General features: G+C 35.4%; 18 protein-coding genes. 12 read left to right on the forward strand and 6 right to left on the reverse strand.

Going from position 1 to position 26,218, the window contains the following annotated elements:
- Window positions 1-168: 168 nt before the first annotated feature.
- Window positions 169-369 carry a hypothetical protein gene (locus tag AC27G3_RS14625; RefSeq protein WP_487122775.1) on the forward strand — a complete coding sequence of 67 codons (201 nt, stop codon included), beginning with the start codon at window positions 169-171 and terminating at the stop codon, window positions 367-369.
- Window positions 370-588: 219 nt separating this feature from the next.
- Here AC27G3_RS14625 and AC27G3_RS14630 read toward each other — a convergent pair whose 3' ends face one another.
- From AC27G3_RS14630 to AC27G3_RS14640, 3 genes are all read right to left on the reverse strand, one after another.
- A complete protein-coding gene (locus AC27G3_RS14630; protein ID WP_487122777.1) occupies window positions 589-930 on the reverse strand; it encodes a hypothetical protein in 342 nt (113 codons plus the stop codon).
- 193 nt (window positions 931-1,123) lie between these two features.
- Complete coding sequence (locus AC27G3_RS14635; RefSeq protein WP_487122779.1) at window positions 1,124-5,719, reverse strand: EAL domain-containing protein; 4,596 nt, start codon at window positions 5,717-5,719, stop codon at window positions 1,124-1,126.
- Window positions 5,720-5,847: 128 nt separating this feature from the next.
- Window positions 5,848-8,691 carry an insulinase family protein gene (locus tag AC27G3_RS14640; protein WP_487122781.1) on the reverse strand — a complete coding sequence of 948 codons (2,844 nt, stop codon included), beginning with the start codon at window positions 8,689-8,691 and terminating at the stop codon, window positions 5,848-5,850.
- A 275-nt stretch (window positions 8,692-8,966) separates the two neighbouring features.
- Between AC27G3_RS14640 and sixA the strand changes: the two genes are divergently transcribed.
- Window positions 8,967-9,443, forward strand: a complete 477-nt coding sequence (gene sixA, locus AC27G3_RS14645; protein ID WP_487122783.1) for a phosphohistidine phosphatase SixA — start codon at window positions 8,967-8,969, stop codon at window positions 9,441-9,443.
- A 23-nt stretch (window positions 9,444-9,466) separates the two neighbouring features.
- Here sixA and smrB read toward each other — a convergent pair whose 3' ends face one another.
- Window positions 9,467-10,009 (reverse strand): endonuclease SmrB, encoded by a 543-nt coding sequence (gene smrB / locus AC27G3_RS14650; protein WP_487122784.1) that lies wholly within the window; start codon window positions 10,007-10,009, stop codon window positions 9,467-9,469.
- Window positions 10,010-10,067: 58 nt separating this feature from the next.
- On the opposite strand from smrB, the gene prmB reads away from it, so the two are divergent.
- Genes prmB through AC27G3_RS14665 form a run of 3 tightly spaced genes read left to right on the forward strand, consistent with a single transcriptional unit; the run spans window position 10,068 to window position 13,359 of the window.
- Window positions 10,068-11,009, forward strand: a complete 942-nt coding sequence (gene prmB, locus AC27G3_RS14655; RefSeq protein ID WP_487122786.1) for a 50S ribosomal protein L3 N(5)-glutamine methyltransferase — start codon at window positions 10,068-10,070, stop codon at window positions 11,007-11,009.
- Window positions 11,010-11,059: 50 nt separating this feature from the next.
- Window positions 11,060-12,166, forward strand: a complete 1,107-nt coding sequence (aroC, locus tag AC27G3_RS14660) for a chorismate synthase (protein ID WP_487122788.1) — start codon at window positions 11,060-11,062, stop codon at window positions 12,164-12,166.
- Between the two features lie 29 nt (window positions 12,167-12,195).
- The gene (locus tag AC27G3_RS14665) at window positions 12,196-13,359 is read left to right on the forward strand and encodes an MFS transporter (protein ID WP_487122790.1); all 1,164 of its coding nucleotides are present in this window, start codon (window positions 12,196-12,198) and stop codon (window positions 13,357-13,359) included.
- Between the two features lie 11 nt (window positions 13,360-13,370).
- Here AC27G3_RS14665 and AC27G3_RS14670 read toward each other — a convergent pair whose 3' ends face one another.
- Both AC27G3_RS14670 and AC27G3_RS14675 read right to left on the reverse strand, forming a co-directional pair.
- Window positions 13,371-14,084, reverse strand: a complete 714-nt coding sequence (locus AC27G3_RS14670) for a type 2 periplasmic-binding domain-containing protein (RefSeq protein ID WP_487122792.1) — start codon at window positions 14,082-14,084, stop codon at window positions 13,371-13,373.
- A gap of 38 nt (window positions 14,085-14,122) precedes the next feature.
- Entirely contained in the window at window positions 14,123-16,420 is a 2,298-nt protein-coding gene (locus AC27G3_RS14675; RefSeq protein WP_487122883.1) for a peptidase U32 family protein, read from the reverse strand.
- Window positions 16,421-16,553: 133 nt separating this feature from the next.
- On the opposite strand from AC27G3_RS14675, the gene AC27G3_RS14680 reads away from it, so the two are divergent.
- The 7 genes from AC27G3_RS14680 (at window position 16,554) to AC27G3_RS14710 (ending at window position 26,217) form a co-directional block, all read left to right on the forward strand.
- On the forward strand, window positions 16,554-17,216 hold the full coding sequence (locus tag AC27G3_RS14680) for a glutathione S-transferase (protein WP_487122793.1): 663 nt from the start codon (window positions 16,554-16,556) through the stop codon (window positions 17,214-17,216).
- Window positions 17,217-17,346: 130 nt separating this feature from the next.
- Complete coding sequence (locus AC27G3_RS14685; protein WP_487122794.1) at window positions 17,347-19,536, forward strand: OsmC domain/YcaO domain-containing protein; 2,190 nt, start codon at window positions 17,347-17,349, stop codon at window positions 19,534-19,536.
- Between the two features lie 454 nt (window positions 19,537-19,990).
- Window positions 19,991-21,397 carry a polysaccharide lyase family 7 protein gene (locus AC27G3_RS14690; protein ID WP_487122795.1) on the forward strand — a complete coding sequence of 469 codons (1,407 nt, stop codon included), beginning with the start codon at window positions 19,991-19,993 and terminating at the stop codon, window positions 21,395-21,397.
- 203 nt (window positions 21,398-21,600) lie between these two features.
- A complete protein-coding gene (locus AC27G3_RS14695; RefSeq protein WP_487122797.1) occupies window positions 21,601-23,547 on the forward strand; it encodes a hypothetical protein in 1,947 nt (648 codons plus the stop codon).
- A gap of 175 nt (window positions 23,548-23,722) precedes the next feature.
- Window positions 23,723-24,670, forward strand: coding sequence for a polysaccharide lyase family 7 protein (locus AC27G3_RS14700; RefSeq protein ID WP_487122799.1), 948 nt, complete (start codon window positions 23,723-23,725; stop codon window positions 24,668-24,670).
- 109 nt (window positions 24,671-24,779) lie between these two features.
- Entirely contained in the window at window positions 24,780-25,397 is a 618-nt protein-coding gene (locus AC27G3_RS14705) for a fumarylacetoacetate hydrolase family protein (RefSeq protein WP_487122801.1), read from the forward strand.
- A gap of 145 nt (window positions 25,398-25,542) precedes the next feature.
- Entirely contained in the window at window positions 25,543-26,217 is a 675-nt protein-coding gene (locus AC27G3_RS14710) for a flagellar brake domain-containing protein (protein WP_487122803.1), read from the forward strand.
- The last annotated feature ends 1 nt before the right edge of the window (window position 26,218 follow it).

The raw sequence follows: 26,218 nt of genomic DNA on the forward strand, positions 1-26,218 counted from the left end.
AATTTATTGCCCTTTTTTTACCGAAAAATTATCATTGAATAGTAGAACTTCTTCTTAATGATTGTTGAATAAATACTCTAATTTAGTTATATTATGCGCGAAATATCGAACGAGTTGGCATTTGCTCGTTTAACACTTTGGGCTTGTGTGTTTTAGAGGTTAAGTATTTTGTTGTTACTTCTGGGGTTAATTGCTGTTATTTGTGCAGCTTTCTTTTACTGTCAGGCTTTAAAAAGTGGTTTGGGGGTAAAGCGATGGACGTTTGCCGGCTTATTGTTCGGACCATTTGTCTGGCCGATGTTTTGTATGAAAAAGCGAATGAAAATCAATCAGTCGTTTGGTTTTGAATATTTGATATTTAGAGCATAAAGCCTGCGGCAGGCTGGAAGTTCATTCAACTTCTGAAATGAGCGCTAACATCCATGTTAGATAGGCGTTAATTGTATTTACTTGAGTTTAAGACCACCATTTTTTTGCTTGCATCTCTTTAATTTCAATTTCAGCGGCGATGGTGTTATTTAAGGATTGTTTTTTGAAAAATAATCTAATTAATTTGAACATGCTCATCCTTTGTTAAGTGCAAAAAATTTAAAATTTGAAGTTAATCCGCTCACCACGTTTCTTACCTGCTTGAGTAACTTCTAAAGAATGAAAGTCGATACGCTCACCACGTTTCTTACCTGCTTGAGTAACTTCTAAAGAATGAAAGTCGATACGCTCACCGCGTTTCTTACCTGCTTGAGTAACTTCTAAAGAATGAAAGTCGATACGCTCGCCGCGTTTCTTACCTGTTTGAGTAACTTCTAAAGAATGAAAGTCAATACGCTCGCCGCGTTTTTTGCCTATTTCTTGTATAGAAATTTGATCAGCGTCCTTAATTAATACAGGTGACGCAGACATTGATAAAGATAAAATAATTGAACTAAGCATTTGATTTTCCTTGTTGTAATTGTTTGATTTATTTGATTTTATAAAGCAAATATTACTAGCTAAATTTATGCCAAGTTTTAAATGATAGAGAGAATGGGACTTGTAGCTATAAATGAAAGTGAGAAACTCTATACCGCCAAATTTATGACAAAATAAAGTTGATTAGAAAATGCTAAAGTTCTCTTTGTAGTCGCTATACTTTATCGAAGGTCGTTGAGAGACGAGTGATTTGATGGGCGTGTAAATATTTTTGAAAATCAACGTCTTTTAAAGGTTTACTATAAAGGTAGCCTTGGAGTTGTTCGCATTTTAAATTAGAAAGGAAGTTAAGCTGCTGCGTGGTTTCTACTCCTTCAGCTACAACGTGCATATCGAGGTTATGAGCAATGGTAATTATAGTCGCTACCATATTCCTGCCTTGCTCGGAATGCTCAATATCGTCGACAAAAGCTTTGTCAATTTTCAATGTGTTTAGTGGAAATTTTTTCAGATATGCGAGTGAGGAATAACCTGTGCCAAAATCATCTAGCGCTAAATGAATACCCATATCTCGAATTTTCAGCATAGTTTCAATTGCTTGTTGCGGCGAATCCATTACAGTTCCTTCTGTAATCTCAAGCTCTAAGTATTTTGCCGGTAGTTTACTTTCATCTAAAATACTGGCGATCACTTCAACGAGATTGGGTTGTGTAAACTGTACCGCTGATAAGTTAACGGCGATACGGCCATCAAATAAACCTGAATCTACCCAGCGTTTTGTGGCAAAGCATGATTTTCGAAGAACGATTTCGCCAATATCAATTATCTGTCCAGTTTCTTCAGCAATCGGAATAAATACGACAGGGCTGATCACCCCTTTTTTTGGGGTGTCAAATCGAACTAAGGCCTCCATTCCTGCAATTTTTCCCGTTGCTATTTCAATTTTTGGCTGGTAGTAAACCGAAAATAAATCCTCTTTTAAACCATGCCTGATTAAGCTCTCAATTTGCAATCGTTTTACTGCTTGTTTGTTCATGGATTCACTGAAGAATTGATATTTATTACCGCCTAAATCTTTAGCATGGTACATTGCGGTATCCGCATTTTTTAGCAGTTCATGTGGCGTTGCTCCATCTTCAGGGTAGAGCACAATGCCAATACTGCTATAAAGTACGATTTCTTGGTTTCTTAATTTCAACGGAAGGGCAATGGTTTTGAGAATAGTTTTAGCTAGGGTTGTTATTGTATGAATGTCATTCGTATTTTCTATGATAATACTAAATTCATCACCACCTAAACGGTAAACGGTATCTTGATGACGTCCAATTGTTAAAATACGTTGTGCCACTTTACACAAGAGAACATCGCCTACTTGGTGGCCAAGGGAATCGTTAATCTTTTTAAAGTTATCCAGATCAAACACAAGTAATGCATGGGGAATTTTGTTTTTTACTAACTTGCCCTGGTTTGCTTGAAATAACGAACGATTAGGTAATCCCGTAAGTGTATCGCTGTTCGCAAGTGTTCTCAGCTCTTTTTCTGTTTCCTTACGTTGGGTAATATCAGAAAATACGCCAACAAAGTGAGAGATATTACCGCTCCCATCTCTAATGCCATCAATATTGAGATCAGTTAAATAAAGCTCTCCATTATCTCTTAAGCTTTCAATTTCGCCATGCCATGTACCTTTATTAATTAAATGTGTTTTTACATTTTGGCAAAATCTATCGGGGTATTGATTAAATACTAAAGGTTGTCCGAGCATTTGCTCTTTAGTTTTTCCGGTAATACGTTGAAAAGATTTATTAATATCGACAGTGATAAATTGCCTATCGTATATGACAACGGCATCAGATATATTTTCGATACACTTGGCAAATAGCTTTAGTCTTTCCTCAGCCTTTTTTATTTGGCTAATATCTTTCAAGGTTCCTGTCATACGGGTAGGTTTGTTATTAGCGCTGCGCTCAACAATTTTTCCGCGATCGAGTACCCAAATCCAACGCTCATCTTTGTCTTTTACACGATAAGTTGATTCAAAATGCTCGGTTTTACCTAAAAAGTGTTCATCTAATGCTTGTCTAACCCGTTTAATGTCGTGTTGATGTAAATTGGTTTTATCTTCAGCGGTATTACGCGTACCGTCTTGTGGAAATTCTAAAATTCCCCAAATATTTGATCGAAATATTTTACCCGTAGTGATATTCCAATCCCACATTTCATCGCCACTACCCCATAAGGATAGTTTCAAACGCTCTTCACTTTGTTGTATTTGCCAGTAAAATTGACGCTTATGACGTATTTGTAGAAGCAGGTAAGCCATAAAGGATAATATAATGAAACTGTAGATACTAATCGCAGATTTAGTTAACCACCACGGGGGGATAATTTGGATATTAAGATTATTTGATTGGATGATTTCAGGATTATATTGGTCATATACTTGCAACTCAAATGTATATTCACCAGCGCTTAAATTAGTATAAGTAGCACGTAAGTAATTCGGATCTGCATCTATCCATTTATCATTAGAGCCTAAGAGTCTATATCTGTATTGTAATTGATTAGGAAGTTTTGAGTTTGGTGAAATAAACTCGATACTAAAAGGTGATTGATTATAATCAAGTGTTAATTTATCTATGAAATTAACTTGCTTGTTTAATGTAAATTTATTTTTTTTTGAAATTAGGGGGTCTATCACAAGGGTTTTTTTGTTTGCGATGAAAATATTCGTAAATACTGGTTCTTTAATATTTTGAGTTATATTAATTACCTCGTCAGGATCAAACTGATAAAAGCCATTTGTTCCACCAAATGTTAATGTGTTATTAGATGATGATAGAGATGAAAATGCTATGAATTCATTATTTGTAATTGAATAATCATCACTGAAGTTTTTAACTGTTTTATTCGAAGGATCTATAACACTTATACTTTTATTTGTAGCAAGCCAAGCATTTTCATTATCATCAATAAGAATACTTGCTATAAAATTATTACTTAAATAATTACTCTCATTAAATGCAGTCACTTGTTTAGATTTTTTGTTTATGAGTGTTATACCTTGAGAATGTGAACCTAACCATAACCAATTAGGTGATGTAACAATATTTGCAACTTTTAAGTCAGAATTTTTAATGCTGTTACCAATTTTAAATTCCGTATAATTCCTTTCATCGATACTAAATTGGAAAATATTATTTAGTTTAGAGGTAAGCCAAAGGCTTTGAATAGGTGCCGCCGTTGAGCCTTTTTCAACACCTATTGCAGTTAGACTATTATTCTTTATTGGAAATAAAGAAAATGATTTTGATAGTAAATTAAAGCAAACTAAATTACCTGCTTGATTTATATACCAGATGTTTCTATCAATTAATATAAGTAGGTTGTTTATAGGGTGATGAGAATGATTTTTCCATTGAGTTATTTCAGTAATTTTCTTATCTTTTAAATTATATGTATATAATTTATTATCAGTACTTCTTAAAATTAAATAATTGTCATTATCATTTAAAATTTGTGAAATACCTTGGATGCTATTTGGTAATTCGTGTTCTGTTAATTTATTTGAATTATAGCTAAATAATTTTCCTGCTTCCGTTGATAACCAAACAGAATCTTTTACTTCGGTGAAGGATTCAACAATAAAGTTGTTTTTGATGTTAGGATCGAAAGTATGTTGAAAAACTGAGCTTAGTGGCTCGTAAATAATTAATCCTTTTCCATAAGTACCAATCCATATTTTTCCAGTTTTATCTTTGTATATGTCATTTAGCCAGTTTTCTGAAAGGGAGGTGGAATGGTAACTGCTTTGATAACTTTTAATTGAGAAATCGAGTAAATTAATGCTATTTAAGCCGTTATTACTAGTAAACCAAACTTCTTTATCATTAATTTTTTCTATAGCAGAAATTTTATTAGATAATATTGATTTATTATTATCTCTGGATAAGTGTTTCTTAATTTTATAATTTAAGGAAACTATAAAAATCCCGTTATCGGTTGCTAACCAGTAATCATTTTCAATTAGCTTTAGATCGTTCATGGCGTTAGCTGAGAACTTTAAATTCCATTTGTTTTTTTCATTTAAGGGGATAGCATAAGATAAGTTCTCATTGAGAATATATATCCCTTGATCATAAGTTCCCATCCAGTAATTGTTATTTTGATCTTGAAATATTGTTTTAATTTCTTTTAGTTTATCTTCGATTCCTTTTATGCGAATTCTAATAAAGTTATTTTCTTTTGGGCTATATTGATGTAGACCGTTTTGAGTAGAAATCCATATGTTATTCGAGTTGTCCTGATAAATATTCCATATCAAATTGTCAATTAATGAATTTTTATCTCCTTCTATAGTATAAAAATTATCAAAATTATCTAGCTCTCGATTATAACGACTGAGGCCATTTTCTGTAGCTACCCAAATAATATTTTCATTATCAATGTATACTTTTCTAACAAAGTTATTAACTAACGAGTTTTTATCATTAGATTCATGGCGATAATGAACAAATTTACTACCATCATACCGATCCAATCCATCTTCTGTCGCAATCCAGATAAATCCTTGTTTATCTTGAGCGATACTAAACACATAGCTTTGAGATAAGCCATCGGCGGTGGTTAGGTGGTTAAACTTTATGGGACTAGCTTCAAATGTTTCTAGGGGTAATAAGGCATGAGCAGAAGTTTGAGCAAAAATTAGTAGTGTAAAAACTAGTTTTAAAAAAGTTGTTGAGCCATATTTTTTAACAAAATATTTATTTTTGCACTTAAAGGCAAAAAAATTAAAAAAAGATAAAAGCAAAACATGTCCTTGTTAGAAGGAAAACCAGTAAAATTATTAAGTATTATAAACTTAGGGAGCTCTATTTAAAATGAAGCGTATTACTAAGTCAACTCTTCTTATGTACATTAAGCGTTATATCGGCAATTTTAAAACTTTCTTTGACAATTTTTAGTAAAATCATTGATATTATTAATGATTGTTTGATTTTTATTCGTTGTCTGAGTTTGGTTTTCGTCACTTTGTGAGATAAACAATAACCTATCTGGGCTTGATTGGCTGGTTAACATTTCTGTTATAAATGTTTTAATGTCTTCTAAAGTGAGTGACATTATCGTATTAACTAACTTTTCTTTATGATTAAATTCAACATCATCATTGCACAATGCCGCCCAAAACCGTTGGCTTTTAATACGTAAACTACTGTCTTTTTCTTGTAATTGACCAGCTAAACCATGCTGTAAATGTTGCCAATCTTCTTGAGTCATTCGTGCTATTTTATCTACGCTTGTATTAATAAATTCGTTGATAGAATCGATTAGCTTTTCGGGTAGAGTGTTTGGTGATTGAATATAAAAAGCAATCCCCGGATAACGGTTTAATGGCATATACCCTACACCCACTAAATAACCGTATTGCTTTTCTGTTCTCATTTCTTGAAAGAACAATGGTGACAATAAATGGCTTGTTATCATCACTTTAGCGATTGTTATTGTTTCCTTATTAGCTTGGGGATAATAAATCACACAAGCATGATCGTGCTTTGGTAAGCGAATAGGTACACATAATTCACCAAGATTTGATATATCTAACACAGGAAAGTCAATTTTGTACTTTGCATTATAAAAGTTTAAGAAGGTTTCTTTAATTGTTTGAGTTATTTGTTCGACATGATGCTGTATCCAGTTGCCATGAATTAATACTTCTATGTTTATCTGACTAAAAAGTGTAGAGCTAAAGTCGACAAATTCATCAAAATCAACACTATCAAGTGCATGCTGTAATTCATCACTGCTTGGATTTAATGGTTGCATCATTGAACTGAGTGTAGAAAACAATTGGGAAATAGATTTACTAGTGTCGGCATTTTTCCAATGGGTAATTAAGTGCTGTTTTAATAAGGAAAAATGGTTTTTATCAAGTTGGTGCCCCTTTAGCGTGTTAATTAACTTTGTCAGTAAATCTCCTTGTTTCTCGCTAATACCTGATAACTGAAGTGATATGCCTCCTTGATGTGCGTATAAATGATAATGTATGCCAGCTAATTCGGCATCATAGTTTTCTTCAATTAAAGTATCGCTATATAAATCAACCAATAGCCGAGTCATAGCGATGGTCTTTATGTTTTTAACTGAATTTGGCGCATCGATGCTAATATAAATATAGCCTTTGGGCACCTTGAATGTGGCATCTTGCTTATACCAAATAGTTAAGCCATTTGTTTGCTCAACTATCTTAGGAGTATTGTGAGAAGAGGAATGGGAAGGTGTAACTGAAACACTATCCTCATAAACCTTTGGGTTAGCAACGATATACGGATTAGCTGGTGGTAAAAATAATTCATCTATAACTGGTGGGTTCAGCCATTGTGAAAGTTTATCAGGGTTTATTCTTTCATTATGAAAAGGGACTTGATACCAAAAGCTTGTTTGATCAAATGTTCGAGCACAGTTGTTATTATCACTATTTAAATTAACATTATTATTAATATGTTGGCTTACATGAATAATACGCATGTTGTGGCACGTTAAGTAACCTAATAATTTGTCGATGGTGTCATGGCACATATTCGCCATCACATAATCACCAAAAATATAATCCTCTACTGGGTAATGTTGCATGTTAAGCACTAGTTGACTGACAGAGTCTATAGGTTTCATTTTTTCGTGGTAAGTAAATGAAAGCTCTGCAATCGATTGCTTTTCTTTATAATAATGTTCAGGAAGAGGTTTGCTTTTTAATAAAGCTATATAACTAAATACAATGGAAATAATTTCATCAATGTGCGCTTCACCAGCTTCTGTTAATGAAATACTAATATTAAAGTCTTTAAAATTTGAGCCATTAATTCCAGAGCCAGCCGTTAACCCCATTGCCCATTGCTTATGTTTTAATAAGGATAAAATACTTCCAACCCCTTCGTGCCCTAGCAAATAAGCAAGAACGCTTTCTGGTTTATGTCGGTAATATTGATCAATACTTGGCATGGCAAAGCTAATAATTAATTGGTGATCATTATTAACAGGTTTAACGTTAAGGTAAATACCTTGATGCTCAGGTAAATATAATGGAGTGTTGATCTTAGGCAAGGGTTTGACGGCACAAGGTACACTTGAAAATAAGTGATTAGCAAGTTTGGATAATTCTTCTATCGACTGAGGGCCTTCAAGTGCTAAGGTCATATAATTAGCACGATAAAAGTCATTATAAAACTGTTGTACTTCATTTTTGATACTGATGCCTTTTCTGTCTGCCAAAGTGTCTAGATTACCGACAGAAAATTGAGAGAACGGGTGTTCAGGATTAATCGTGTCTTTATGAACGTCGTAAAGTCGGCGAATATCATCTTTTAGTTTTAATTTAAACTCCGCATCAATATTTTGACGCTCTTTGTAAATAAAATCTTCAGATAAAAGCGGTGCAATAAAAAATTGGCTAAAGCGCTCTAACGCCGCTGAAAAGTGCTTTTGTTGAATATCAAAAAAGAAACAAGTGTGTTCAGTTGCTGTCCACGCGTTATTTGTACCGCCATGCTGACTAATAAATTTTTGATATTCACTGCCGTTTGGGTACTTGTGTGTGCCTAGAAATAGCATATGTTCTAAAAAATGAGCTAAACCCTGTCGCTCAACAGGATCGTTGAAGTGACCAACATTGACTGCCAGTGCTGCAGCTGACTTATTCGTGTCACTATTTTGAATGAGTAATACTCGTAAACCATTACTTAAGGTAATCGCTTGATAAGTTTTTAGATCATTTGGACTTTGACGCAATACTGGCTTCCTTTAAAAAGTGTACAGTTAAATCGCTGCTGATAACGTTAATTAACGACACTAATTACTTTGAAAATTAAAATGTTAGCAACTGTTTATGGTTATAACACTAAACTACGCTATGAACACGATATCCTCAAGTCAATTTAACACTTTGGCTATTCAGATGTGTTTTATTGAAATTTGTCTGAACAATTGTTTTAACTTTACTAATATTCTATTACTATAGCCGCAAATACTACTTATAGCCGCGTATTTTAATAGGCGGAACATATATGCAACTTTTTATTATGCGCCATGGCGACGCAAGCATGACAGTATCTCCTGATGCAAAACGACCATTAACTCAGCAAGGTAAGCTAGAAGCAAAATTGATGGGTAAATGGTTACAAGGCTTAAATACTACGATTGATCAAGCCTTGGTTAGCCCTTATGTTCGAGCGCAGCAAACATCGTCAGAAGTATTGTCTCAACTTGATTGTAAGCCCATAATTACTACTACAGAACTTATTACTCCTTCTGGAGATGCATCTCAAGTACATGATTATATCGATGGTGTAATTGGCTCCACTCATTGCCAAACGTTATTAATGGTTACCCATATGCCTTTGGTGAGTTATTTAGTTGAAACCTTGACCTTTGATAAGCAAGCCCCTATTTTTCAAACATCTGGGATCGCCGAAATAGACTATGACAGTAACGCTATGAAAGGGCAGTTAGTACGTTTAATTTCTCCTGTAGATTTATGCTAGTAGTTAAAGTAAATGGCAACTAACTATTTTTGCATAAATTTATCTTTTAACTCTATCAATACTAACAGTGCGCCATTACCACCCCATTCTAAAGGTGCCTGATGAAATGCCATTACATCTGGGTGTTGTACTAACCAATGAGGGACTTTATTTTTTAATACCCTTGAACCAATGCCGTGAACGATACAAACACATTGTGCATGCTCTTTTTGGCAAGCATATAACAATGCAGCAATTTCTTGTTTAGCTTGATGCTTGTCTAAACCGTGTAAATCAAGAATTAAATCAGGAGCATATTGACCGCGACGTAAATTTTTAGCTTCGAAACTATCAACATCATGTCTAACATATTTCATTGGGCCTTGAATGTTAAGATCTGGTTCGAACTCATCAGAAAAGTGAAACTCGGCTAGTTGTTTAGCCTTTTTTTCTTTTGCGGTTTTAGGTTTCTGCTTGATGCTTCTATTTACTGCGTGTATGGTGTCCTGCACCATAGGCTTTACCTTACCGGCAGCAGCTTTAAATAGCGATTTTTCTTCAGCGGTAAGTTGATCTTTTAGTTTCATCTGCGAAGTTTAGCACTTGTTAGCTGTACGCGGAAATAAGTTTTTAGAGGAAAAAAGTGTGAACATTAATAAGGCTATATCAATTCAGCATGAATTGTTTACCATTGGCGATTTTATTCGTTTTGCCAGTAGTCAATTTAATCAAGCTGATCTGTTCTTTGGTCATGGTAGTGATAACGCATGGGATGAAGCCATTACACTAGTTATGTTCGCTATTAGCTTGCCTGCGAGTATGAGTGAACAGGTATTGCCTTATCGATTGGTTGATGAGGAAAAACAGTATATTTTATCATTAATTGAACAACGTATTAATGAAGGGATCCCAGCAGCATATATTACTAATCAAGCGTATTTTGCTAATTTACCTTTTTATGTCGATGAACGCGTGTTAGTGCCGCGCTCACCAATTGCCGAGTTAATTAATAAACGCTTTTCTCCTTTTATTAGCGAGAATCAATCGCCAAAACGAATTCTTGATTTATGCACGGGCAGTGGTTGCATTGCTATTGCTTGCGCGGTAGCGTTTCCAGAAGCGGAAGTAGACGCAGTTGATTTAAGTACTGATGCACTCAATGTTGCACAAATTAACATCGAAAATCATGGACTTTGTGAACAAGTTATTCCAATTCAATCTGACGTTTTTGGTGGGGTTAAAGACTTCACTTATGATTTAATAGTGACTAATCCTCCTTATGTTGATCAAGAAGATGTTGATGCTCTTCCTGTTGAATATACACATGAGCCTGAAATGGGGCTTGGTAGTGGTGAAGATGGACTAGATATTGTGAGAAAAATACTCGCGCAAAGTTCACAGCATTTAAATGATAATGGACTGCTTATTTGTGAAGTAGGTAATTCTCAAGTTCATGTAGAAGCTGTCTATCCTCAAGTGCCTTTTACTTGGATTGACTTTGAATTCGGTGGTCACGGGGTCTTTGTACTGAGCAAAGCACAACTAGAGGAATTTTCATCAGTTTTTCAACAACAACTGCTTGATTAAACAATTATTATAAAGTTATTCATCAATTTTAGCTAAAGGTAAACATTACAATGTCCGGTAATACATTTGGTAAATTATTCACAGTGACTTCATTTGGTGAAAGTCATGGTTTAGGTTTAGGTGCTATTATTGATGGTTGCCCGCCTGGAATAGAGCTTTGTGAAGCTGATTTACAAATTGATTTAGATCGTCGTCGTCCAGGAACTTCTAGATACACAACAGCAAGGCGAGAACCTGATCAAGTTAAAATAATGTCAGGTGTATTTGAAGGAAAAACGACAGGTACCCCAATCGGGTTGATGATAGAAAATACCGATCAACGCTCTAAAGATTATGGCAATATTGCGCAAAGCTTCCGTCCTGGTCATGCCGACTACACCTATTGGCAAAAATACGGGTTACGTGATTACCGTGGCGGCGGGCGCTCATCTGCCCGTGAAACAGCCATGCGTGTCGCAGCAGGGGCAGTCGCTAAAAAATATTTATTTCAAAAGTTTGGCATGACAATTCAAGGTTGTGTCACTCAAATTGGCGATGTTTCAGCACAAAATGTTGATTTATCGACATTGAACTGGAAAAAAGTTGAAGAAAATCCTTTTTTCTTTGCCGACTCAACTAAACTTGAGCAACTAGATGAGTTACTGCGCGGTATTATTCGAGAAAAAGACTCTATTGGAGCTAAAGTGTCGGTTGTCGCTAGCAATGTGCCTGTAGGCTTAGGTGAACCCATATTTGATCGACTAGATGCTGAAATTGCTCATGGTTTAATGGGAATAAATGCTGTTAAAGGTGTTGAAATTGGTGATGGCTTTGCTGTCGTTAATCAAAAAGGCTCAGAGCACCGTGATGAACTAACACCAACAGGCTTTGATAGTAATCATGCGGGGGGAATCTTAGGTGGAATCTCTTCAGGACAAGCGATTGTTGCTCATTTAGCGTTGAAACCAACCTCTAGCATTGGCGTTAGTGGAAAAACTGTCGACCTTCAAGGTGAAGCTACAGACATTATTACCAAAGGACGACATGATCCTTGCGTAGGTATTCGCGCTGTGCCGATTGCTGAAGCTATGATGGCACTAACATTAATGGATCACTTTTTACGTCACCGCGCGCAAAATGCTGATGTTGAATGCATAACGCCAGTGATTACCCAGTAGCACTGTGTTACCTATTTAAAGGTTAAAAATTGTCATTATTTACACGGCTTTCTTCAAGCTACTTTTTTTATTTTAGTATCCTTGGGTTAGTCGTTCCTTACATGGGCGTTTTTCTTGACGGAGAAGGCTTCTCATCGATTGAAATCGGCGAAATTCTTGCCATTGTTACTGCCAGTAAAATAATTGGCCCATCATTATGGGCTATTTTAGCTGATAAAACCGGTCGGCAGTTGTCAATTATTCGGCTAGGAGCTTTACTTGCCGTCGCTTTTTTTACCCTGTTGTTTTGGTTTAAAGGCTACTGGCCTGTGACGTTTTGTTTAGCTGTTTTTAGCTTATTTTGGACAGCTATATTGCCTCAGTTAGAAGTAATGACTCTTAATTCAATTCGACGTAGCCCTAAAATTTATGCTCGAATACGCTTATGGGGAAGCCTTGGCTTTATTTTTATTGCCGTATTAGCTGGCGATTTTATTGAGCGATTCAGCCATAATGCTTTTACTTATTTAGGTCTTGCCGCTTTAATCGCTTTGTTTGTGTCAACATTAACCTTAAAGCAGCCTAAAATTCATTTATCACATATAACTGCCACTTCGTCGATCACTAATAAACTGGTGAATTATTCGTTTATTATCTTCTTTATCGCTGGATTAATGTTACAAATTAGTTTCGGGCCTTATTACAGTTTTTTTGCGCTGTTTTTACGTGATCTTTCTTACTCTGGTTTTGTTGTTGGTTTATTAATCGGCTTAGCTGTTGTTGCTGAGATTTTAATTTTTATTTTTGCAGGACAGCTATTTAAGTCTTTTACCATAAAGTCGTTACTTATTTTTAGTTTGTTTATTACCGCGATACGTTGGCAATTGTTAGCAAGTTTTGGTGAAAATTTGGGCTTATTGATGTTGAGCCAGATAATGCATGCTGCAAGCTTTGGCTTATATCACAGTGCTTCAATCGCTTTTATTGGTAGACATTTTGACATTAATCAACAAAGTAGAGGGCAAGCACTTTATATTGGTGGTGTCTATGGGATTGGTGGTGCGATTGGTGCCTATGTCGCTGGTTTATTATGGTTAGATGGCGCAGGGGCGCAGACTGCTTTTAACTTTGCCGCGCTGTCTGCGTTAATTGGTACCGGATTTGCTATTTTTATTCCTGCATATAACCGAGAAAAGGATATGTTAATTAAATAGTGTCTCAGTTGTTATTCTCTTTTTTTGCGCTCTAACACTGCTTGATAAGCCGTCGTTATTTTTCGTACTGTTTGTGGATCGGATAGTTTACTAAGTGCAAAATAAAGCTCCGTTGAAAGGTCTGATAACTGATAAAAGGGTTCTATTTGATTACAGCTTAATTTTACCTCATGACAGTTTTCATAAAATAAGTTATCGACTGCCGAAATAACGTCAACGCGACCATTTAATAATTTTTTAATATTTTGTTCACTTTTAGAAACAAGCTCTAAATTTTTTACTCCTAACGAGTTCAAATGATGATGGGCCGCTGAATCTCTTAAGACGCTAATTTTTAAATTACTGAGTGAAAAATCAGGTGAAGTAGGATCTATAGGACTTGTTTTTAATTTATATAATGAAAAGTCTAAGGCAATCAATAAACTAAACCAGTGAAACAATGGCGCACGTTGTTCAGTTTTTGCCATTGAGTAAATCACAATGTTGGGTTGATGTAGTGCAGTGTTATAGATTCTCGCCCAAGGTTGCATTTTTATCGAATAGCTTAAATTTGCTGTTTGTAAGACCTCCTCAACAAACTTGGTCGAAGGGCCAGTTATTAGTCCATTCTCTTTATATTGAATGGGGTATAAATCTTCGGTGAGCACATTAACTTCCGCCTCTTTAGACAAAGAGGCGGAGCTAGTAACCGACATTAAAAATAAAATGACAAATAATGTTCGCATATTATTTAGTATAGTTAGACTCTTAATTAAATAAAGGATTACAAACCATTATGGTATTGAACATTGGTTGAGTCAGGCACTAAGTCATTTAGTACTTGTTGCGCGTTTATTGAACTTTCTTTATTTGAATTACTGTTAGTTAATAACTGCTCAAATTGCTCTATTAATGTTGCTTTATCGGGGGATGTTCGATCGCCAGCGCCTATATTAGTTAAATCAATCATAAAGCCATCATAAAGTTTATTAAGATCGTTAATTACCTCCATGTTTAAAAATTGATCTTTATTATAAATGCTGGGGTAACCAGCTTTTTGTTTATCAATAGCAAACGAAACACCTTTAAGGTTAGTAATGCTGGTTGATTTATCACAAGACAGCATACAGCCATTATCTATACGAGGTTTTTCACATCCTACACTTTGTTGAAAGAAGCATTGTCTGCTAGTCATTAAAAGAATGGGGTGGTAAATACTATAAAATAATTTAAAGTTTTCAGGGCGCGCAATACTCTTCATTTGTAAGTGGTTTATCTCATTAGAGATAAAAGCACCATCACAATTAAATGCCTCTTTCATGGCAAGTAAAGCATAAGAGTTTGTGGTATTTAAAAATGGTCCTGCAATCCATTTTATGCCTAGTTCGTATGCTCTGTTAGCTATACCAGTATTATTAGTTACAATAAGTTTAGGCTTTACTTGCTCTAAAATATTAAGGGCAACATCATAATCTTTTCCGATTAAAACTGAAGGAAACCAAGGGATTAGTTTTGGGTTTTCATTGAAAAAGCTAACGTACTTTGTGCAACCGCGTTTATAAGCATCGGGAAGTTTAAAGTAGATATCAGCATGGGTTAGTTGGGAAAGTTTAACGTCAGCTTCATCGCATATTAAAATAGAGAGCTTGGCTTGGTGGTCTAAATTATGGTGATGACGGGCTAACTTCGGTAATTGTACCTCTGGTAATACTGCTTGGTCGTTATTAAGCAGTGCTGAAACCTTATTTTTGAGTAAGGTTAATTCACTAAAAGGAATACTGGCGCTTTCGGCAATGCCATTAATAGTTAGCTCAGTTAAGTTAAATTCTGCGTTGTTAAAGCTTTTGAAACGCTTTTCAATTACGGCTTTATCGAGACGGTTGCTATCGCTTGAAATTAAATTTTTAGTCGAAGAAATGCTATGTTGCTTTGTTTGTTTAGTGGTTTTTCCTGCTGAAAAGTCGACCGTAGTTATAGTCACTGTTAATGGTTTGCCAATTTCGCCTGTAAATACCAAGGACAATGTAGGTTTTTCGATGCTCAAATGTTGAATTTTATCTTGCACACTGGCTTGAATTTCATTTTTTTCAGTACTGAGATTTTCTTCAACCTCGTGGATTTGTACCACGGATATCGCATTGCTTTTATCGATTGCACGATGAGTGGAATTATCACGTGGGTTTTCAATAAACATTGATTGATTTAAATCGCCACGTAAAAAGGCATTCGAAAAATCACGGTTAAACACTTTATAAAGTCGTTCGCCATCTTCTAGCAGCTCACCAGTTTCAATAAATCCATCAATTTGTTTTCTGAAGCTGTCGATAACCGTATGAACATAACTTGCTCCTTTAATTCGACCTTCAACTTTAAAAGAATGTACACCAGCATCAATAAGGGCAGGCAGATCAAAAAATGCTGAATTATCTTTAATATTTAAAGGAAAGTTATTACCTGACGGGGTCGTTTCATATTCTTCACGACATGCTTGGCTGCAACGTCCTCGGTTTCCTGAATTACCAACACTGGCAGAGGTGGAATAACATAGTCCCGAAAAAGCCACACATAATGAGCCATGAACAAATACTTCAGTTAGTACATTGTGCTCATTTGCAACCGTGTTGATCGTAGTGATCTCTCTTAAATTTAACTCTCTTGATAAGTTAACTCGAGAAGCCCCTAAGCGTTTTAAAAATGGAATTTGTCCGACATTATGTGTGGTTAACTGCGTTGATGCATGAATATCTAATGTTGGAAAGTGTTTTTTGAGAATGTAAAGTAATCCTAAGTCTTGAACAATAACACCATCGAGTGTGGTGTTAACAAGCTTGCTTAATAGTTTTGCTAAAGACTTAAACTCATGCTCTAAAATAACAATGTTTAGCGTTAAAAATATTTGGCATTGGTAGTGATGAGCCAGCCGAATAATACCGACGAGTTCGTCAAATGAGATATTAGCAGCACGGTTTCGTGCGTTAAAAGTGTCTAATCCACAATAGACAGCATCAGCACCTGCTATTATTGCAGCTTTTATTGCATCAACATCGCCACCGGGGGCTAATAATTCAATTTTAGGACTCATGGTTACAACTTTAGCCTTTATTTGGCGATTAAACTTTAAAGGGGGGATTTTACCCATATATTTAGTCATTGAATACCGTTAAAGTGAGTCATTTAGCGGTAAATTTATTATTACTTTGGGAAAATAATCGATAATGAGTGAAAACAATACCTTACCTATTCTTTATTCCTTAAGAAATTGTCCTTATGCCATGCGTGCCAGAATTGCCATTTTTAAAGCAAAACAGCCTGTTTTACTAAGAGATATAGTTTTGTCGGATAAACCTAATGAAATGATAGTCGCATCCCCTAAAGCTACAGTTCCTGTGTTAGTGGTTAATCCTGACGTTGTTATTGATGAAAGTTTAGACATTATGTTGTGGGCACTTAAAAACACGGATCCTCAAGATTTATTACATCAAGAGGATGATGCCAACTTACTAAGTATGTTGGCGTTAATTGAGTTATTTGATACCCAATTTAAAGCGTGCTTAAACAAGTATAAATGTGCAAAACGCTATCGAGAAAATAATGTCGAGCAATGTCGTCAAGACTGCCAATACTATATAAATCTATTAGAAGAGCGCTTAACACAACATACATTTTTATTTTCAGATAAGGAAAGCTTGGCAGATATTGCCTTATTACCTTTTATCCGTCAGTTTGCCAAAGTAGAACGACAATGGTTTTTAAATGCTGATTATCCGAATTTACAACTATGGCTTAAGTGTTATTTACAAAGCCCTATGTTCACTAAAGTTATGTCAAAATATGATTTGTGGCTAACTCATAAAGAAGATGTATTGTTTGGTTGCTAACATTTTAAATTGTGACCTTGGCGTCAATAACCTATTAAAAATAAATCACTAAGTTGTGTGACACTTCTTTCTATTTTAATGGCAAAGGTGAGATAATATTCGCCTCAGCACTTTTTACGGAATCTAATCAATGGAAATCAAAGTTAACTTTCTCGACAACCTCAGACTTGAAGCTAAGTTTGATGATTTCACTGTCATCGCAGATCAACCTATACGTTACAAAGGCGATGGTTCTGCACCGGGTCCTTTTGATTATTTTTTAGCGTCTTCAGCCTTATGTGCTGCATATTTTGTTAAAGTTTATTGCTCATCTAGAGATATTCCTACTGAAAATATTAGATTGTCACAAAATAACATTGTCGATCCAGAGGATCGTTATAACCAAATTTTTCAAATACAAGTTGAATTACCAGAAACTATTTCAGAAAAAGATCGCAAAGGCATCATTCGTTCTATTGATCGCTGTACCGTTAAAAAAGTTGTACAAACCGGTCCTGAATTTAAAGTAGGGATTGTGGATAGTCTAGAAGAAGACGCACAAGCAATGTTGATGGTTCAACCAGAAGGTGAAGCGAATACCTATATATTAGGTAAAGATTTACCTCTTGAACAAACGATTGCTGATATGACCACAATGCTTTCAGATTTAGGAATGAAAATTGAAATTTCATCATGGCGAAACATTGTGCCTAATGTGTGGTCTTTACATATTCGTGATGCCGCTTCACCTATGTGTTTTACCAATGGTAAAGGAGCCACTAAAGAAAGTGCGCTTTGTTCGGCTTTAGGCGAATTTATAGAACGTTTAAACTGTAACTTTTTTTACAATGATCAATTTTTAGGTGAAGAAATAGCTAATAGCGATTTTGTTCATTATCCAAATGAGAAGTGGTTTACGCTTGAAGAGGACGATGAATTACCGAGTGGACTTTTAGATGACTATTGCCTAGCGATTTACAATCCTGATAATGAGTTACGTGGCTCAAACCTTATCGATACTAATTCTGGTTTGGCAGAGCGTGGAATTTGTTCTATTCCTTATGTTCGACAATCAGATGGTGAAACGGTTTACTTTCCATCAAACCTTATTGAAAACTTATTTCTAAGCAATGGGATGAGTGCAGGTAACAATTTACCTGAAGCAAAAGTACAATGTTTATCAGAAATTTTTGAACGAGCTGTAAAGCGACAAATTATTGAACAAGAAATTGTGTTACCTGATGTACCTGAGCAAGTTATTGCAAAATACCCCAATATTTTGGCAGGTATTAAAGGACTAGAAGAACAAGGCTTTCCTGTTGTTGTTAAAGATGCCTCGTTAGGTGGTCAATTCCCTGTAATGTGTGTCACGCTAATGAACCCTAAAACTGGAGGAGTATTTGCTTCTTTCGGGGCTCACCCAAGTTTTGAGGTAGCACTTGAGCGCAGTTTAACAGAATTACTTCAAGGGAGAAGTTTTGAAGGACTCAATGACGTACCTAAACCAACATTCAATAGTTTAGCTGTTACTGAGCCTGAAAATTTTGTTGAGCACTTTATAGACTCGACAGGTGTTATTTCTTGGCGTTTCTTTAGTAGTAACCACGATTATGAGTTTTGTGAATGGGATTTTTCTGGTAGTAATGAAGAAGAAAATAGCCGTTTAATGGACATTCTTAACACTCTAAATAAAGAAGTGTATATTGCTGAGCTTACCCAGTTAGGCGCGTCAGTTTGTCGTATTCTGGTACCAGATTATTCAGAAGTTTACCCTGTTGAAGATCTTATTTGGGATAATACGAATAAAGCGCTTGAATATCGTGAAGATATTTTAAATCTCCATAAATTAAATGAAGATGCTCTAGTGAGCTTAGTTGAACGATTAGAAGATAGTCAGCAAGACAATTACATTGATATTCGCACTTTAATCGGTATTGAGTTTGATGAAAATACGGTATGGGGCCAATTAACGATTCTTGAGCTAAAAATTCTTATTTATTTAGCGCTAGGTGCGTTAGAAGATGCAATAGAATTAGTGGGAGAGTTTTTACAATATAACGACAATACAGTAGAGCGCGGCTTATTTTATCAAGCAGTTCATGCCGTTCTTGAAGTGACCTTAGATGAAGAGATGGAGCTTGAACACTTTATAGGTAACTTTAATAAAATGTTTGGTGAAGCCGCCATGGAGCAAGTGGTTGGCACAGTATTTGGTGAGCTTAAATTTCCAGGTTTAACGCCAACAAGTATGAAGTTAGAAGGCTTAGATAAGCACTTAAGACTTATTGAAAGTTATAAAAAGCTTCATCATGCAAGACAATTAACTATCAAAAATACTTAACGGTTTTTAGTCAAGCGCCAATATTTTTATAAAGTATTGGCGTTAAATTTTTCACTACATTATTTGATAATTCGTTGTTATATAATCTTAAGATGAAATCCGTATCACTTTAAATGTATCAATTAGCCAATACATATTAATATTAAGAAATGTGTTACAGAATCAAGAAACGAAAAAATACCGCCATTAAGTCTATTATACATAACCTACAACCTTGCTCACCTTTACCTTTTTGTTTGAAATTTCACTTCTGGCACATCGTTTGAACCATTACTCGCTCCATACGGTTAAATGTAATCAACAGTCTTCATTTTTTATAATATTAAGTTCTTTATAAAACAATAAATTTTATTTTGGTAATTCCAATTGGTGTTGTTTTTATTTTTATTGTTTTACATTTTTATTGTTTTTGGTAATGTTGGTTTGTTTTTTTATTTATATTTGGAACCTTACTTTGTTGCCATTAAAAAGTGTTATTAATGCGTTTGTTATTATTTTATTGTTTGGTTGTGGCAGTGCTTCGGAATCTACAAGTAATGACTCATCAGAGAAAATCCCTGTTATTGAAGAGCCAGCACCTGTAGAGGATGAGTTACAAGAGGTAAGTTGTTCTAGTTTATCAAAGCTGAATTTAATTGAGGCATCATCTGAGAATGAATTAGCTAGCTATGGGGCTGATAAAGCCATTGACAAGACTTTTACTGTTGATTCTCGATGGTCTACTTCTGCGAATATTAGTGAAAGCGCTTTAATTTTAACATTGGATGCCAGCTCGTTACTCAAAGGTGTTTCAATTACTTGGCTTAATCAAGATCAACGCACCTATGGTTTTGATATTGAAGTATCTAAAGATAAGATAAATTGGACACCAGTATTAACATCTCAAATAAGTAATCATCTTACCACACGTAGTGAATTTAAAGAGCTAGCTAACAGTACTGCTCGTTATTTTAAGATTATTTCAACAGGGAGCAATATGGATGACGGCCATCATATTATAGAGGTTGAGGCATTTGGTTGTCAGTCTACCATTGAATCAACAATCGAATTAAATGACTGGTATTTAAGTATACCTGTTGATGAAAATTATAATACGAAATCAAAAAGTATTTACGAAAACACACTTAAAAACCAATACTTTAATGCCCAGTTTTTCTTTTTGAGTGCTGATGGCGGCATAACATTTAGAGCGCCTATAGAAGGGGCTAAAACCTCATCAAATACAAAATATACTCGTACAGAATTACGCGAAATGTTACGTCGTGGTGATACAAGTATTTCAACTCAAGGGGTAAATAAGAATAATTGGGTTTTCTCAACGGCACCAAGTACAGATTTAGATAATGCTGGAGGGATTGATGGTGAGTTAGTGGCCGAGTTAGCTGTGAATCATGTCACTAAGACAGGAGATAAGTCTCAAGTGGGTCGTGTGATTATTGGTCAAATACATGCAAATGATGATGAACCTATTCGCGTTTACTATCGGAAATTACCTAATAATAGCAAGGGTTCCATATACTTAGCGCATGAGATTGAGGGGGGAGAAGATATATATGTTGAGTTAATAGGTACGCGTTCTAAAAGCGCTGAAAACCCAATAAATGGTATAGCACTCAATGAGAGGTTCGGCTATATCATAAAGGTAACAGGGACTTTATTAACTTTAACTATTACCAGAGAAGGGCAGGATGATATTTCTGCAACGGTAGATATGCTACACAGTGGTTACGATCTCGGAGGGCAATACATGTATTTCAAAGCAGGTGTTTATAATCAAAACAATACAGGCAATGCCAAAGACTATGTACAAGCTACCTTCTATACCATTGAAAATAGTCATTTAGGTTATTTAGCTGAGTAATACCTACTCTTATCTTAAAAACACTAGAATAGCTGTATTACCAATTGTGTTTTTTTACATTTTTTTTATTATGATTGGTTGACAAATTGGTAAGCTGTTGTAACTATGGGGGAAGGTAGTTATTGGTAAGTTAAGCATCATCTAGCATGTTTTTCTCAACATTAGTCAAAAAATTATTATAAATATTGTAAGGAATAACTAGAATGAAAACAAAATTGGCTTTAGCAATATCAAGCGTATTGGTATTAAGTGCTTGTGATGACAGTGTAGTGCAATCAAGTGGAAATTTTTTAGGCGCTGTTAGTATTGAGGGGGATGCTATCGTTGGTGAAACCGTTTCATCTGTTATCACTGATGGAAACGGCGTTGATCCTAGCAATGTTACTTATACCTGGATGGTCGATGACACCGTTGTCGAAGGAGCTTCATCGGGGACTTATCTCGTTACGGGCGCTGATGAAGGCTCAGTAATCTCCTTAAGCGTAAGTTATATTGATAATGATGGCTATAATGAAACCGTAATATCTCCAGAAACTGACACGGTAGAAATTCCATCAGTACCAAGCGCAGGTAGTGTGGTTATTACGGGTGACGTTTTTGTTGGTTTTGAATTAACCGCAGAAATTATTGATGAAAATGGGGTCGGAGATTCGCCTGTTGAATATACCTGGATGGCTGACGGAGTTGTTATCGCTGATGCCTCAAGCGCTAAATATATGTTAACCGCTGATGAATTAGGTAAAACAATAACGGTTGCTGTTAAGTATGTCGATAATGATGATTACCCAGAGGAGACTCTCTCGTATCCAACAGTTGCGGTTATTGAAAAACCTGCAGATGTTATCACTTCTCTTGTTGCGTCTATTACCGATAATATGACTGATGATGCAGGTGAATTACGATATAAACACAGCTCTGCTATTGAAGCAGGCAAACTTACCGTATCCTTTGCAAAAGAAGAAGTACTCACCCCTGAAGGTAATGCAAAAGAGGCTTATATTGCGCTTTATGGTAGCTCTACCTCAACGAGTAAAGCTTTGGTTGATTTAAGAATAGGTAATGGCAGTTTTACTATACGTGATCAAAGTGGTATTGACGTTGATACTACATTTACACCTGGAGATTGGATTGACGTTGAAATGACATGGGATGCTTCAAGCGCAAGTGCTAGTGTTGCTCCTTTAGTAACAATTTCAATCAATGGGGCATCAGTTACAGTCGATGCATTTGAGTCAGTGTCTTCAGAGCTTGAGTCAGTAATGGACGGCGTACAAACGCTCGTCTTTAAGTTAAGCGATACCAGTTCAGTTGTTACAGGCGCTTATCTTGTTGATAATATTAAACTATACGCTGATATTGCCGGAACAAGTATTGCGTTTGAGGATGATTTTGAAGGTTTTTCTGTTGCAGACTCACTTGATACTGATAATGCAGACTCACCTTATAATTCAAGCACTGCAGAAGCTGTTGTTGCTGAAGTTATTAGGGAAGGTGTAGAAGAGCCTGTTGAACCAGAAGTTCCAGCAGTTACTCGTGGTCAGTATGCATCTATTACAGATACTATGACTGATGATGCTGGAGAGTTAAGATTTAAAGATTCATTACTAGAAACGGGCAAATTAACTGCTTCGTTTAACAAAGCTGAAGGTGATTCAAAAGATGCTTATATTGGCTTATATGGTAGTTCAACAAGTACTAGTAATGCTGTTATTGATTTAAGAATTCAAAATGGTGGTTTTGTTGTACGGAATAATGCAGATGCTATTTTAAGTGCAGTCACTTTTACAACAGGTGACTGGCATGATGTTGAAATTACTTGGGATGCAACGAGTACTACACAAGTAGCTACCCTAACATTAACTATTGATGATGTGACCTACGGACCTTTCCTTTCTGCAACAACTGAAGGAGGGGACTTAACCTCTGATGGCGTATCTACCGTTATCTTTAAGCTAGGTGATAACGGTGGTGTTGCCTCTACAGCCTTCTTAGTTGACGATTTTAACTTGTATTCCGATATAGCAGGGACAACCGAAGTGTTTACTGATGATTTTGAAGGATACGCTGTAGGTGACTCTCTTGATACTGATAATGCAGCATCTCCATATAACTCAAGCTCTGCTGAAGTTGTTGTTGCTGTATCGCCATAAAACAACCAGTTAATTTAAATAAGATTGAGTCAATTGATTTAAGTAAAATAGCGCTAAAGGTAGCGCTATTTTTTTGACTGAATTTTTATATACATCACAAATCTGCTAGTTTTTAATACTTAATATTGTGATGGACAAAGCAATTTCACTCCTCTTTATAAAAGAAGGTAATAACATGGTATTTCCCCTGAAAATTTTAATAAACATTGCATTAATAATTACCGTAGGAGTTTTTCAAGCTCAAGCGCAAGTGATAAAAAACACTCGGGGAGAAATTATAAAACTCGATCCTACGAACAGTCCTGCTCAAAATTTCGATTTATCAGATTGGAGTATTAGCCTGCCAGTAGACACTAATAAAGATGGTGTAGCTGACAATGTTCCAGAGACGTATTTATCTAAAGGTTTATCAATTAAACCTTTATTCTATACGGGGGGTGATGGAGGAATGGTTTTTTATGCGCCTATTAGCGGACCTAAAACATCAAAAAACACCAAATACACTCGTACCGAATTACGGGAAATGCTTAGAAAAGGTAATACACGAGTAAAAACGACAGGCATTACAGAAAATAACTGGGTATTTAGTACAGCTAAAAGAAAAATAAAAAAGAAAGCAGGAGGAGTGAATGGCGTGCTAGAAGCTACACTTGCGGTTAATCATGTCACGACTACAGGGAGTAAAAAGCAAATCGGTAGAGTTATTATTGGCCAAATTCATGCCACTAATGATGAGCCTGTCCGTCTATATTATCGAAAGTTACCGAATAATAAGTTAGGTGTTATTTATATGGCTCACGAGCCGGTGTCTGGTGATGAGCAGTGGTATGATTTAATTGGCTCTCGAGGTGATAAAGCTGAAAATAGTGCAGTTGGAGTCGCCTTAAATGAAGTATTTAGTTACCGTATTGCAGTTAATGGCGATGCATTAATCGTTACAATAATTCGAGCAGGTAAGTCAGATGTTGTGCAAGAAGTTGATATGAGTGCGAGCGGTTATAGTAAAAGCGATCAATATATGTATTTTAAAGCAGGTGTTTATAATCAAAATAACTCAGGCGACTCTGCCGATTATGTTCAAGCCACTTTTTATCAGTTAGATAATCAACACAAAAAACGATAACTATTTAAAGGTAAGCTAAAAAATTAATGATAAACTTAAAGAGGTATAAATCACGACTATTAAGAATAGTCTTTAGTTATAACTTTATATAAGCATATTCTAAATATTTATGAAAACAATTAGCCTTAATAACAGAGTCATTACACCTTCTAAAATAATTTGTATTGGCCGTAATTATGTAGCGCACATTACCGAGCTTGGTAATGAAATACCAAATGAAATGGTGGTGTTTAATAAGCCTAACTCGGCAATTGGATGTGAGCTACACTCTCACCATGATGAACAGTTACATTATGAAGCTGAACTCTGCTTTGTTGTTGAAAATAATCAATTATCAGCGGTGGGAATTGGTTTAGATATAACAAAACGAAACTTACAAAGTAAGTTAAAAGCAAAAGGACTACCTTGGGAGCGAGCAAAAGCATTTGATGGCTCTGCAGTTTTTAGCGATTTTTTCCCATTAAATCAAGCTGGAATTAACGACACATTATCGCTAGAGTTAATTATAAACGATAAAGTTGTTCAATCAGGTGGTGTGAGCCTGATGATGTATAAACCTGAAGAAATATTAGCTGAATTAAAGACTTATACAAGGCTTGAAGATGGCGACATTATTATGACAGGAACACCTTCAGGTGTAGGTTTGATACACAAAGGTGCCAGCTTTAAAGGACGAGTTATTTATAATAACCAAGAAATTGTAACTGCATTATGGAAGGCAGTTTAAATTACTTACTATTTATGTTTAGTACATAAATAGTTAAAAATTGAGAATAAAGTTAAATTATTCAACGCTATATTGTTTATTTCTCAGGCTTTGTTTATAGTCATAATAGCCCGTTTATTAAATAGTTAACAATAATAAGAGTATTATGGATAATCAAAAGCCATCAACATTTTTTGAATTAGTTCCAGGAAGTTCTTTAGATCTACAAATTAACCATCCGGTGAAAGTAAGATTAAAGACACAGTTAGTCGGCTACGATTTAGGTCAATATATAATTTTAAAATACCCTGATGCAAGAAGAGTCGGTAACTACCGAGATGTATTAGTTGAGGGTAATGTTGTTATTGCTCGTTATTTAATAGAGGGACAGCAAGGGCAATGCTTTGCTTTTAGAGCAACGATCAGAAATATTACCAAGTATCCTGAAAAATTTCTGATATTGACATACCCAGATAAAATAGAAAATCGAGAATTAAGAATGCATCAGCGTCATATTACTCATTTACCAGCAATTATTATGCTCAGTGAAAATGATAATGATGAAGACACGTCAGGGCAGGTTAAAGGCATTATTTCTGATATTTCTACTCAAGGTTGCGGGTTTATCTTTAAAAGTGATAATGCAAAAATTAAAGTTAAAAAACGCGACGTCAATATTAAAATACAGTCATCGAGTAATAATTCAGTGATAATACCTGGTAAAGTCTGTAATAGTCGCTTTGATGATGGCAAAGTTAATGTCGGAATCAAGTTTGATGAGGCGGATAAACAAGTTAAAGAGTTGTTAGTTCACTTGTTTATCGAAGCCGGTTTAGAGTAGC

Source organism: Colwellia sp. SU-HH01217, from assembly GCF_057543495.1.

Bases quoted from the DNA above. Each gene is read 5' to 3' on its own strand.
- AC27G3_RS14710 (WP_487122803.1), top strand. From the start codon at position 25,543: ATGGATAATCAAAAGCCATCAACATTTTTTGAATTAGTTCCAGGAAGT.
- smrB (WP_487122784.1), bottom strand. From the start codon at position 10,009: ATGAAACTAAAAGATCAACTTACCGCTGAAGAAAAATCGCTATTTAAA.
- aroC (WP_487122788.1), top strand. From the start codon at position 11,060: ATGTCCGGTAATACATTTGGTAAATTATTCACAGTGACTTCATTTGGT.
- AC27G3_RS14685 (WP_487122794.1), top strand. From the start codon at position 17,347: ATGGAAATCAAAGTTAACTTTCTCGACAACCTCAGACTTGAAGCTAAG.
- AC27G3_RS14705 (WP_487122801.1), top strand. From the start codon at position 24,780: ATGAAAACAATTAGCCTTAATAACAGAGTCATTACACCTTCTAAAATA.
- AC27G3_RS14680 (WP_487122793.1), top strand. From the start codon at position 16,554: ATGAGTGAAAACAATACCTTACCTATTCTTTATTCCTTAAGAAATTGT.
- AC27G3_RS14670 (WP_487122792.1), bottom strand. From the start codon at position 14,084: ATGCGAACATTATTTGTCATTTTATTTTTAATGTCGGTTACTAGCTCC.
- sixA (WP_487122783.1), top strand. From the start codon at position 8,967: ATGCAACTTTTTATTATGCGCCATGGCGACGCAAGCATGACAGTATCT.
- AC27G3_RS14630 (WP_487122777.1), bottom strand. From the start codon at position 930: ATGCTTAGTTCAATTATTTTATCTTTATCAATGTCTGCGTCACCTGTA.
- AC27G3_RS14695 (WP_487122797.1), top strand. From the start codon at position 21,601: ATGAAAACAAAATTGGCTTTAGCAATATCAAGCGTATTGGTATTAAGT.
- AC27G3_RS14675 (WP_487122883.1), bottom strand. From the start codon at position 16,420: ATGAGTCCTAAAATTGAATTATTAGCCCCCGGTGGCGATGTTGATGCA.
- AC27G3_RS14700 (WP_487122799.1), top strand. From the start codon at position 23,723: ATGGTATTTCCCCTGAAAATTTTAATAAACATTGCATTAATAATTACC.